Source organism: Streptomyces sp. NPDC048637 (assembly GCF_040650675.1).
Classification (GTDB): Bacteria; Actinomycetota; Actinomycetes; order Streptomycetales; family Streptomycetaceae; genus Streptomyces.
Map to the genome: position 1 here is coordinate 97,029 of NZ_JBEZHQ010000015.1, position 11,926 is coordinate 108,954.

An 11,926-nucleotide genomic window follows, 5' to 3' on the forward strand; every position below is an offset into this window, starting at 1 on the left:
GAAGGGGCCGGGATCACCGGTCGTCCCCCTCTGCCGCGGTCAGTGCGCGGCGTGTCGCGGAGCCGACGGCCAGCGCCGCCGCCTGGTCCTCGGGGTCCGCGATGCCCACGCCCCAGAACGAGTGGGAATCCACGACCAGTTCACAGAACGCGGTCACCGCTTCCAACGGCTCACCCGCGCGTTCGACGCTCACGCCCTGCACGAAGCCGTCGAGGCCGGCCGCCGCCAGCGCCCGCCGGCCCAGCTCGGCCCACCGTTCGCTGCCGGTGCCCGGCACCGTGACGGCGGCTTCCCGGCTGTGTGCCGCCTCGCGTCCGGGGCGGATGTAACGCTCCTCGAAGTGACTCCACAGCTGCGCCCCGGTGATTTCTCCGCCGAGCTCCTCGCAGACCTGCTGCATCACTGCGGCGAAGTCGATCTGCAGCCGGCGGGGAAGCTCGATGCCGTACTCGGTGCGCAGCAGATGGGCGATACCGCCCTTACCCGACTGGGTGTTGATGCGGATCAGGGCCTGGTAGTCGCGGCCGATGTCGCGGGGGTCTATGGGCAGGTACGGCACGTCCCAGATCTTCTGGCCGGACTGCTCGCGGGCGACCAGTCCCTTGGCGATGGCGTCCTGGTGGGTGCCGGCGAAAGAGGTGTAGACGAAGTCTCCCGCCCAGGGGTGCCGGGCCCCGACGGGCATCTGGTTGCAGCTCTCGACCACTCTGCGGACCCCGTCGATGTCGCTGAGGTCGAGCATAGGGTCGATGCCCTGGGAGAAGAGGTTCATGGCAAGTGTGACCAGGCAGACGTTGCCGGTGCGCTCGCCGTTGCCGAAGAGGGTCCCCTCGACCCGGTCGGCGCCGGCCAGCACCGCGAGTTCGGCCGCCGCGACGCCGCTGCCACGGTCGTTGTGCGGGTGCACGCCCAGGATGGTGCGCTCGCGGTGTGCGAGGTTGCGGTGGGTGTACTCGATCCGGTCGGCGAACTCCTGCGGTGGGAAGACCTCCACCGTGGCGGGCAGATTGACGCGCAGGGTGTGCTGCGCCCGCGGGGCCCAGAAGTCCAGCACGGAGTTGCAGATCTCCAGGGCGAAGTCCGGCTCGGTGTGGGTGTACGACTCGGGGGCATACTGCAGGAAGATCTCGGTACCCGGGATCGACTCCTGCAGTTTGAGGGCCTGTTCCGCGCCGTCCATCGCCAGGCCGAGGGTCTGTCGGCGGTCCGTGCGGAACACCACCCGGCGCTGGATCTCCGAGGTGGGGTTGAAGACCTGGAGCACCGCGCGCCGGGCGCCCTCCAGGGCCTTGACGGTCCGCTCGATGAAGTCACCGCGGATCGGCGTCATGACCTGGATGACGACGTCCTCGGGTATGGCGTCGGTCTCGATGAGCCGGCGCAGGAAGTCGTGGTCGTCGCGGGATGCGGTGGGGTAGCCCACCTCGATCTCCTTGAAGCCCATGGCCACCAGGAGTTCGAACATGCGCAGCTTGCGGTCGATGTCCATGGGGTCGGTCAGCGCCTGGTTGCCGTCCCGCAGGTCCACGCTGCACCACAGCGGTGCGCGCTCGGCGCGACGCCCCGGCCACGTCCGGTCGGGCAGTCCTACCGCCTCGTAGGGAAGGTACTTGTCCACCGGCATCGTGCCGGCGCGCTGGATTCCGCGGTCGATGGTGCCCTGGGCTCGGTCCGCGCCCGTCGCGATCGTGTTCATCTCTCCTCCACAGCGGTTCTCGGGATATGCCCCGGCCCGGGTTCCCGGTGGGGGCGGTGGCGGGGGCGGTGGCAGGGGCGAGACGCAGGAGGCTCCGCACGTCATGGGGGGAGTGTCGTGCGGAGCCTCCGGCCAGGCGCCGGGCCGCCGGCCCATTCGGGCCACGCGCTCAGCGGGGTGTACGGCCGCTAGGCCATACGTTCAACAGGCGGGTAAGGGCAGGGGGTTCGGCGGGCTGGGCTGTCGGCGGCACCCGGAGCGAGCCGGGCCGGGCGGTCAGCGAGGCTCGCGCAATTCGAGCGTGCAGCACTTGACGCTGCCGCCGCCCTTGAGCAGTTCCGACAGGTCGACGCCGATCGGGTGGAAGCCGCGGGCGCGCAGCTGCTCCGCCAGCCCGGTGGCCGCCTCGGGCAGCATCACATTGCGGCCGTCGCTGACCGCGTTGAGGCCGAATACAGCGGCATCGCGCGGCTCGGCGAGCACGGCGTCGGGGAACAGCCGCTCCAGTACGGCACGGCTACCCGGCGAGAACGTGGCCGGATTATACATCACCTCGTCGTCGTCGAGGACGGCGAGCGCGGTGTCCAGGTGGTAGTAGGCGGGGTCGGTGAGCTCCAGCCCGACGACGGGGCGGCCGAGGAACTCCTGAGCCTCGGCGTGCCCGTCGCGGGAGCTGCGGAAGCCTTGGCCGGCCAGGACGTGCTGCCCGGTGACGAGGAAGTCGCCCTCGCCCTCGTTGATCTCCGTGGGGTCCCACAGTTCGGTGAAGCCGTTGGCGCGAAACCAGTCCAGGTAAGCGGGTCCTTCCGCGGCCCGCTCAGCATTGCGGAACCGGGCGCCGAGCACCTTGCCGTCGACGACGGTGGCGCCGTTGGCCGCGTAGACCATGTCGGGCAGGCCGGCGATCGGCTCGATGAACTCCACAGTGTGACCGAGGGAGAGGTAGAGGTCACGCAGGCTTTCCCACTGCGCCACGGCCAGCTCGGTGTCCACCGGTTTGGCCGGGTCCATCCAGGGGTTGATCGAGTAAGTGACCTCGAAGTGGCTGGGGCGGCACATCAGGTAGCGCCGGAGCCGGGTCGTGCGGGTGCGCGTTTCTGAGCTCATGGCTCGTGTCTCTCCTGTTGCTGAATATCCGCGTGGGGTGGTGCGGTACATGGCTCAGTCGGCCGGCCAGGCGCTGAATTGCCGCCGTCCGTAGAGAAGCGGGGGCTCGCCGGTCGGCCCGGTGATCCGGTAGACCTCGCCGAAGACCATCCGCTGACCGCCGATACGGACGCTCTGGCGGACCCGGCAGTCGGCTACCGCGTGGGCGTCACGGGACAGGTGTGGTCCCGCGGCGCCCTCGGGTGTGTGCCACGGCGTGGTCTGGAATCGGTCCGGCGCGCCGGACGCGAACAGCTCCGCGGTGTCCTGCCCCTTGGCGTGCAGCAGGTTCACGGCGAACACGCCGGTGATCATGACGGCTCGCAGGGTCGGGCTCTCCAGCCGCATGCCGACGAGCAGAGTGGGCGGGTCCACGGTGACACTGCACAGCGCGGAGCAGGTCATGCCCCAGGGTTCGCGCTGAGCATCCATGGCCGTGACGACGGCGACGCCGCTCGGGAAGCCGGCCATGTAGCTGCGGAACCGGGCCGGCGTGCTCGCCTGGGTGGTTGGGGTGACGAGTTCCACGTGTCTCACCGCTCGACTGGGTGGAGGGGGTTCTCCGCGACCACGGGGATGACCGGGGCACGGCGATCGATGGCCCACAAGAGGGGGCCGCTCAGTGCCGTCGTGACGAGTGCCATGACGACGAGTGCGAGGTAGAGCGCGGGCGTCAGGATGCCCGCCTGGTAACCGATCTGAAGCACGGTGATCTCGGTCAGGCCACGGGCGTTGAGCAGCGAGGCGAGCCGCAGGCTGGTGTCGACGGGCTGGCCGCCGACCCGCGCGCCGAAGTAGCTGCCCACGAGTTTCCCGAAGATGGCCAGCCCGATGCCCAGGCCCATCGCCTGCCAGGAGAAGACCCCCAGCGGGCTGCTGCCGAGCCCGGCGCCGGTGACCACGAACAGCAGCGGCAGTACGAGCCTGCCCCATCGCCCGACGGTCCGGGCGGCATGGGTCCAGGGGCCGGTACCGCCGTCCGCCGGGAGCGCCAGCGCGACCAGTACGGAGCCCAGCACATCGGTGAGGCCCAGCTCGCCGGTGACCAGCGCCGCCGCCACCGCTGTCAGCGCGGTCAGCCCGATGGGCACCGCGGGCCGTACCCGCGCCGCGAGGGCGCGGGCGGCGGGTATGCCGCCGAGCCTGCGGATGCCCCAGGCCGCGAGCAGGCCGACGGCGAAGACCGTGGCCGGCGTTGCCCGCTCGCCGCCGGTGGCGAGGCCGACGGCGACCGCCAGCAGTGCCCAGTTCACCGCATCAATGGACACCGCGGCGGCCATCGCCAGTCGGCCGGTGTCGGTGTGCAGCAGTTCGCGGTCCTCCAGGATTCCGGCGAGCACCGGAACGGCTGTCACCGACAGCGCGATGGCGAGCATCAGCACCAGGGCCGTGGTCGGCGCACCGCCGCGCAGCGCGGGGTCGCCCGCGGCGAGCACCCACACAGCCAGCAGGATGCCGCAAGCCATCGGCAGCAGCACGGAGCCTACGGCTGTCCATACGACGGCGCGGCCGCCCAGCCGGGTGGAACCGGCGCGGATCTCGTGCACCGCGCCGACGAGGAAGAGGGCCAGGCCCAGATGCCCGGCCGTCTCCAGCACCGGCCAGCCCGCGGTGGCGCCCTTGCCCCAGCCGAACTGCGTGGCCAGCAGGGCGCCGAGGAGCAGGCAGATCATGATCTCCCCGACGATGGCGGGCTGGCCCAGCAGACGGGCCACCCGTCTCCCCAGCAATACGGCGGGTACCACTGACCCCACCATCAACACGGCCGGGACGTACGCGAAAGCGTCCACGACTCCTCCTTCCTCGACGAAGCTGCTCGGTGCTCGGTGCTCGGTGCTCGGTACGACGGTCAGTGCATCTGGGCGAGGTACTCGTACTGGCTGGGCAGCCGCTTCGCGAGTTCCCGCGACTGGGCGCGCAGCAGCTTGAACTCCGCCTGCGCCGCGGAGTCGTCCATCAGGGCCAGTGCCGGCGGGGCCTTGAGGTCGATGCCGCCAAGACCGAGCAGCATCGAGTGATAGGAGTAGGGCTCGAAGCCGTGGTAGTTCGGGAAGATCGACTCGGTGGTCGGAAGCTTGGACTGCCAGCGCTCCAGGCGCTCGGCGAGACCGTCCGGCACCGCACGGGTCTTGGCGTCCCGCCAGTAGGCGTTGTCGTTGCGGCCGGCGCCCCGATAGTGCAGCACCAGGAATTCACGTACGCCGTCGATGGCATTGCCGATGAAGCGGTTGTAGGAGTCCCGCAGACTCGGGTCCCAGTCCTCGTTCGGAAAATGCTTGACGAGTTCTTCGACGCCCTGCTGGATGAAGAAGATGCCGGTCGATTCCAGCGGCTCCACAAATCCGCTGGAGAGCCCGATCGCCACGCAGTTGTTGACCCAGGCATTCCGGCTGCGGCCGACGCGCATACGAATGTGATTGGCCTCCGCGTCCGCCCCGTCCGGGCCGACGAACTCACGCAGTGTGCGCTCGGCCTCTTCCGGGGTGGTGTAATCGCTGGCGTACACATAGCCGGTGCCGACGCGGCCGAAGAGCGGGATCGTCCAGATCCAGCCGGCGTCCTGGGCGGTGGCCGTGGTGCATGGCCGCAGTCCGCGCTTCTTCATGTCCACGGGCACTCTCAGCGCAACCGCACTGTCGTTGGGCAGGGTGTCCTGGAAGGAGATGAAGGGCTCTTCCAGCGTCTGGTTCAACAGCAGCCCGCGGAATCCGGTGCAGTCGATGAACAGGTCGCCGGTGATCTCGCCGTGCTCGCGGGTCTTGAGGTGGCTGATCCAGCCGCGGTCGTCGCGGGCGACCTCGACCACATCGTCCTCGATGTGCCGGGCGCCGCGCTCCGTGGAGTATTCGGCGAGGTAGTCGGCCAGCAGGCTCGCGTCGAACTGGTAGGCGTAGGGGAACTGCGTGTCCTGCTCGGAGAGCGTGCTGCGCTTCAGGTCCCCGTCCTTGGGGTCGCCCTTCTCCTTGAAGTCCTGCTCGAACAGGGTCCCGTCCATGTAGCGGGGCGAGCGCTCGGCATCGCAGATCGCCGACATGAGGAAGACATCCTGGTCGAACCGCTCACTGTCGCTGGGCCGCTTGTTCAGCCACCAGTCGGTGAGCGGGAACCCGTCGACGACCCGAAGCCGCTCGAAGGGGTGGTAGAAGTAGCTGTTCTTGCGGTGCCAGTTCTCGAAGCGGATACCGAGCTTGTACGTGGCGTTGCACTTCGGCATCCAGACGTGCTCCGGAAGACCCAGGTAGTCGAAGAAGTGCCGCACCGTGCTGAAGGTCGCCTCACCGACCCCGATCGTTTTGATCCGCTTGGATTCCACCACCGTGACGGAAATCCGCTCTCCGAACGCGGCCTTCAAATACGATGCGGTCATCCAGCCGGAGGTACCTCCACCGACGATGACGACGTTTCCGAGCACTGAGGCCCTCCCCTGTCGGATGCGCAACCAGGTGGGTTTCCAAGTTGCCTGCACAGTCGGAATCTTTCAGCAGTGGTTGAGATCAAGACAAGCTTTTAAGGCTCAGCGGAAACATGCACTCCAGGCGGTCAGCGACGGCATCGCGTGCGATCCCGGCCGAAAAAAGGCAGCGCAACGGGCGGCGCCTCTTTACCGTTCGGGAAGCGCCGCCCGAGTGCGTATTTCAGTCCTCGCTTAAAGTGCTCGCATTTCAGGCCTCGTTGAGCAGGTACCGATGCAGCAGAGTGATGACCTGTGCGCGTTGCTCGGCGAGATAGAAGTGCCCGCCGGGGAGCACATGCAGCTGGAACTCCTTGCCTGCCACGCCTTCCCAGCGCCGGACCCGCTCGACACTGACGCTGACGTCCCGGTCGCCGGTGATGGCGACGATGCCGGTGTCGACCGGCGGGGTCTCCACCGGACTGTAGGAGTCGATCAGCAGGTAGTCGTTGCGCAGGATCGGCAGCACCATCTCCCGGATGCCGGGGTCGTCGAAGACAGTCATCTGCGTGCCGCCGTGCTGCTCGACCTCGTGCAGGATGCGGTCGTCGGACAGCGCCTCGGCGGGCGGGCGGCCGATCCGCTCGTCGGGGGCCGCCTGCCCCGAAACGAAGAGCCTGTCCACCCGTACGTCGTGTGCCTGCAGGGCCCGCACCGTCTCGTAGCCGATCAGGGAGCCCATGCTGTGTCCGAAGAGCACGGTCTCCACATCCGGCTCCGCGGTGTGCAACACCGCGCCGGTGACGGCATCCACCAGGGCCGCGGGGTCCTGGACGAACGGGTCGTTGACCCGCTCCTCCCGGCCGGGGTACTGAACGATCTGGAGCTCGATGGAGGTGTCCAGATGCTGTGCCCAGCTCCGGTAGAAGCTGGCGCTGCCACCGGCGTGCGGGAGGCACACCAGCCGTACACGCGCGGTGGGCCGCCGCTTGGGTATCACCAGCCAGGGGTGAGTGGTCGTCATGGGCGGTCGTCCTGTCGTGTGATGGGGCCGGGCCCGCTCATCCGCATGTGCGTACCAGTTCTCTGAGGCTGTCGGCCATGGTCCGCAGCAGGCCGCCGACCACCGCCTCGTCGTGCGATGCGGGCGAGTAGGAGCAGCTCAGTTCGAGGCGGCCGTCCTGCACCGCGGCGGAGACATCCAGCGCGTACAACCGCTGTTCGGCCGGCTCGTGATCCTGGCCGCCGTGTTCCAGATGGCGGACCACCAGCTCGTCACCGTCCGGGAGTTGGCCGTCCCACTGCCCCAGGTAGTTGAAGCTCACCCAGGAGCGCACCGCGGGCAGCGGCCCACCATCCTGCTGCGCCGCGTCCGCCCCGGTCGCCAGGTGGCGCAGCGCGCCGTAGCCGATCCCGCGCCGTGGCAGGGTGCGCAGCCGCCGTTTGACGGCTCGTACGGCGGCTGTGGGCGCCGCGTCCTTGGGCACATCGAGAGCCACCGGGTAGATGGTGGTGAACCAGCCGACCGTACCGCTGAGATCGACCCCGTCCAGGATGTCCTCCCGACCGTGCCCCTCCAGGTCGACGAGGGTCTGTTCGGTGCCGCACCAGCCGTTCAGGGCCTGGCCGAGCGCGGCCAGCAGCACCTCGTTGACCTGCGCCCGTAGGACACCGGGGACCCGGCGAAGCAGTACCTCAGTGCCGGCCGCGTCCAGGCCGTCCCGCACGGTGCGGCGGGTGGCGAAGGTGCCGAGCGCCTCGGGCGGCCCGGCGGCTGCGGGAATGCCGCGCCAATGCGCCAGCTCGTCGTCGAAACCACCCGCTGCGGTGTGCTCCTGCAGCCGGTGCGACCACTGCCCGAACGAGGTGCTGCGCGGGCCGAGGTCGACGTGTCGCCCGGCGGCGAGTTGCGCGTAGCCGCGGCGCAGGTCGTCCAGCAGGATGCGCCAGGACACCCCGTCGACGACCAGGTGGTGGATGGTCAGGAAGAGCCGCGGCGCGCGGTCCGTTCCGAGGTCGAAAAGGACGGCCCGTACGAGCGGCCCCTCGGTCAGGTGCAGCCCGCGCTGTGCGGCCGTCACCTCCTCCTCGATCCGCAATGCGGTCGCCGCTTCGCCGGCGGTCCCGGTCAGGTCGACCCGCCGAAAGTGCCAGCGGCCGTCGGCCTCGGCGCCGATTTCCTGATGCCAGCACCCGTCGCCGAGCTCGAAGCGCGTGCGGAGCGCGTCGTGGCGCTCCACGAGCAGGCCGAGTGCGTCGCGCAGGGCCGTGGGGTCGGCACCGGGCACGAGCTCCAGCAGCAGTGACTGGTTGAAGTGGTGCGGGTTGACGGTGTGGTGGGCGAAGAACCAGTGCTGCACCGGTGTCAGCGGCACCGGTCCGATCCGGTACGCGTCCTCGGCGGCGGGTTCCCGGGCGTCCTCGGGGCGCGCCACGCGGGCGAGCCGGGCGATCGTCTTGTGCTGGAACAGCTCCTTGGTGGTGATCCGCAGTCCTGCCTGCCGGGCGCGGGCGACGACCTGGGCGGAGAGGATGGAGTCGCCGCCCAACTCGAAGAAGTCATCATCTGCGCCGACCGCGTCGATGCCCAGTACGGAGCCGAACACCTCGGCCAGGGCGGTCTCCATCGGGCCGCTGGGCGGCGCCACGGTCCGTTCGGCACCGGTCTGTTCCTCCGGGAGGGCGGCACGGTCGATCTTGCCGTTGGTGGTCAGCGGCAGTTCTGCCAGCGGGGTCACGGTGCTCGGCACCATGAAGGCGGGCAGCTCCCCGGCGAGCAGATCGCGTACCTCCGCGGCCAGCGTCGCGCCGTCGCCGGCAGCGGGCACCACGTAGCCCACCAGCCGCTTGCCCTGGCTGCCCTCGCGGACCACGACGGCCGCCTGGGCGACTTGGGGATGGCGCAGCATCGCAGCCTCGACTTCGCCCGGCTCGACCCGGAATCCGCGGATCTTGACCTGGTCGTCGGCCCGGCCGCGGAAGTCGAGCTTCCCGTCCGGCAGCCAGGCGGCCAGGTCGCCGGTCTTGTAGAGGCGGGCATCGGTGCCGTCGCTGAAGGGGTGCGGTACGAACCGCTGCGCGGTGAGCTCCGGCCGCCGCAAGTAGCCCTTGGCGACCTGGCAGCCGCCGAGGTGGATCTCGCCGGTCACCCCCGTCGGCACAGGGTTGCCGAAGGTGTCGAGCACATAGACCTCGGTGTTGGGCAGCGGGCGGCCGATCGGCAGCCGCGGCATTCCGTAGGCGTCGTCCGCGCCGTCCCCCTCGTACATGGTGGCGCCGACGGTGTTCTCGGTCGGCCCGTAGCCGTTGATGAAGCGATGCGTTCGCGACCAGGTGCGGGCGAGGTCGGCGGGGCAGCGGTCGCCCACCGCGAGCACTACGGACCCGCCGGGCAGTGCCCGCGGCTCCACCGCCGCCAGCGCCGCGGGCGGCAGGCTGAGGACGGTGGGACGGCCCCCGGACAGCCTGGTGATCTGCTCGGAGCCGAGTGCCTCCGACGGGTCGTCGGGCAGGGCCAGCACGGCTCCTGAGGTGAGGCCGACGAAGGTCTCCCAGACCGCGCCGTCGAAGCTCGGTGAGGACAGCTGCAGCACCGTCATACCAGGGCCGGCGCCCAGCTTCCGCCGGGAGGCGGTGACCATGTTGGCCAGGCCCGCGTGTCCCAGTAGCACGCCCTTGGGCGTCCCGGTGGAGCCCGAGGTGTAGACGATGTACGCAAGGTCCTGCGGGCTGGTGCGGGCGGTCTTCGGCTCGGTAGCGGGTTGCGCCACGATGCGTGGCCACTCGTCGTCGACGGCGAGCGTCCGGATCTCGGCTTCGGACTCGGCGAAGCTGTCCAGCAGGGAACCCTGGGTGAGGACCAGGGCCGCGCCGGTCTCGGCGAGCATCAGGGTGCGGCGGGCGGCCGGGAAGGCCGGGTGCAGCGGCAGGAACGCCGCGCCGGCCTTGAGGATGGCGAGGGTGGCCAGCACCTGTTCTGGGCCACGCTCGCAGCACACCCCGACCACGGACCCGGGCCGCACGCTCTGGGAGAGCAGCTGGTGGGCGAGCTGGTTGGCGCCGCGGTCCAGCTCCGCGTAGGTCAGCTGCCGGTCCCCGCAGTGCACCGCGATGTCCTGGGGACGTTCCACGGCGCGCTGCGCCACCATCTCGTGCACCGCGCCGGCGTCGGGGGACGCCACCGGATTGCGGGCCCAGTCCCCGGTCAGCCGGTCTCGCTCGGCCGCGGTGAGCAACTCAAGCCGCCCCAGCTGCTGGTCCGGGTCCTCGACAACGGATCCGAGCAGGGTCACCAGATGGCCGGACATCCGCCGTACCGTCTCCGCGTCGAAGAGGTCGGCGCTGTACTCCGCCGCCGCCCACAGGGTGCCGTCGGGCCGCTCCTCGAAGGCGAAGACGATGTCGAAGCCGGTGCTGGCCTGCGGGAGCGTCATCACCTCCACGGTGAGCCCCGACAGTGTCAGCGCCGCCTCAGGCATGTTCTGGAGCACGACCAGAACCTGGGCCAGCGGCATCCGGCTCGGGTCGCGGCCGGGCTGGACCGCGTCCACGATCTGCTCGAAAGGAACCTCCTCATTGGCGAAGGCGTCCAGCACGGTTTCGCGGGCCTGGGACAGGAACTCCCGGAAGGACAGGTCGAGTGCGACGCGGTTGCGCAGTACGAGCGTGTTGAGGAAGCAGCCGATCAGATCGTCCAGCTCGCCGTTGCCGCCGCGGCCGGCTACCGGCGTGCCCACGGCGACGTCCTCCTGGCGCGAGTATCGGCCGAGCAGCAGCTGGGTGGCCGCGGTCAACGTCATGAACAGGGTGGCGCCGGACTCCTCGGTGAGTTTGCGCAGCCCTGAGACCACTGGGGCGGGCACCTCGAAGATATGCGCGCCGCCCGCGCCGGAGAGCACCGCCGGACGTGGCCGGTCGGTGGGCAGCTCCAGGGGCACGACCCCGTCCAGCTGCTGCTTCCAGTACTTCAGCGAGTCGTCCAGGGCACCGCCGGAGAACCACTCGCGCTGCCGGACGGCGAAGTCCGCGTATTGCAGCGCGGCCGCAGGACGGGACGGGTCGCGGCCGGTCAGGGCCGTGTTGTACGCCTCGCCGAGCTGCCGGGTGATCAGCCCCAGCGACCAGCCGTCGTGCACGATGTGGTGGATGCTCAGGACGAGCACATGCTCGCGCTCGCCGACCCGTACGAGCAGGGTCCGCAGCAGCGGGCCGACCCGCAGGTCGAATGGCCTGGCGATCTCCCGCTCCACCACCCGCAGCAGCTCCTGCTCCCGCTCGGTGGCGTCCGCGGCGGTCAGCTCCGCCGTCGGCAGCTCGATCTCCATCGAGGCATGTGGGATCTGTACCGGCTTGCCGTCGGCCGAGTCGAAGGTGGTGCGCAGCGACTCGTGCCCGGCGACCACGGAGTTCACTGCCCGGCGCAGCGCCGGGACGTTCAGCGCACCGTGCAGGCGTAGCGCGAAGCAGGAGTTGTAGCCGACGCCCAGCGGATCGAACTCGTAGAGGAACCACATACGTTGCTGGGCGAAGGACATGGGCAGCGGGCCGCCGCGCGGCACCGGCTGCAGGGTCGCGGCGGGCTCGTCGGCTGGTTCCGGGCCGGCGTCGCCGGAGAGTCTGCTGCGCAGTAGCGCCTGCAGGGGCTTGGGCAGCGCCGCTATTCGTTCCTCACGCGATGGGGACATGTGAACACC

Annotated in this window: 7 protein-coding genes; all 7 read right to left on the reverse strand. The window is 70.0% G+C overall.

The window, feature by feature from the left end; all coding sequences use genetic code 11:
* Nucleotides 1-13: 13 nt before the first annotated feature.
* The 7 genes from AB0C46_RS20275 to AB0C46_RS20305 all read right to left on the reverse strand — a co-directional run bounded on the left by AB0C46_RS20275 (nucleotide 14) and on the right by AB0C46_RS20305 (nucleotide 11,917).
* On the reverse strand, nucleotides 14-1,696 hold the full coding sequence (locus tag AB0C46_RS20275) for a 2-isopropylmalate synthase (RefSeq protein WP_362829258.1): 1,683 nt from the start codon (nucleotides 1,694-1,696) through the stop codon (nucleotides 14-16).
* Nucleotides 1,697-1,972: 276 nt separating this feature from the next.
* Nucleotides 1,973-2,803, reverse strand: coding sequence for a dimethylargininase (gene ddaH, locus AB0C46_RS20280; RefSeq protein ID WP_362829259.1), 831 nt, complete (start codon nucleotides 2,801-2,803; stop codon nucleotides 1,973-1,975).
* Nucleotides 2,804-2,857: 54 nt separating this feature from the next.
* Entirely contained in the window at nucleotides 2,858-3,379 is a 522-nt protein-coding gene (locus AB0C46_RS20285) for a flavin reductase family protein (RefSeq protein WP_362829260.1), read from the reverse strand.
* Complete coding sequence (locus tag AB0C46_RS20290) at nucleotides 3,376-4,632, reverse strand: cation:proton antiporter (RefSeq protein ID WP_362829262.1); 1,257 nt, start codon at nucleotides 4,630-4,632, stop codon at nucleotides 3,376-3,378. The genes AB0C46_RS20285 and AB0C46_RS20290 overlap by 4 nt, the downstream gene beginning before the upstream one ends.
* A gap of 59 nt (nucleotides 4,633-4,691) precedes the next feature.
* Nucleotides 4,692-6,254: a tryptophan halogenase family protein gene (locus AB0C46_RS20295; protein WP_362829264.1), complete on the reverse strand. Its 1,563-nt coding sequence runs from the start codon at nucleotides 6,252-6,254 to the stop codon at nucleotides 4,692-4,694.
* Nucleotides 6,255-6,504: 250 nt separating this feature from the next.
* The gene (locus tag AB0C46_RS20300) at nucleotides 6,505-7,257 is read right to left on the reverse strand and encodes an alpha/beta fold hydrolase (RefSeq protein ID WP_362829265.1); all 753 of its coding nucleotides are present in this window, start codon (nucleotides 7,255-7,257) and stop codon (nucleotides 6,505-6,507) included.
* A gap of 37 nt (nucleotides 7,258-7,294) precedes the next feature.
* Nucleotides 7,295-11,917, reverse strand: coding sequence for an amino acid adenylation domain-containing protein (locus tag AB0C46_RS20305; protein ID WP_362829267.1), 4,623 nt, complete (start codon nucleotides 11,915-11,917; stop codon nucleotides 7,295-7,297).
* Between the last annotated feature and the right edge of the window lie 9 nt (nucleotides 11,918-11,926).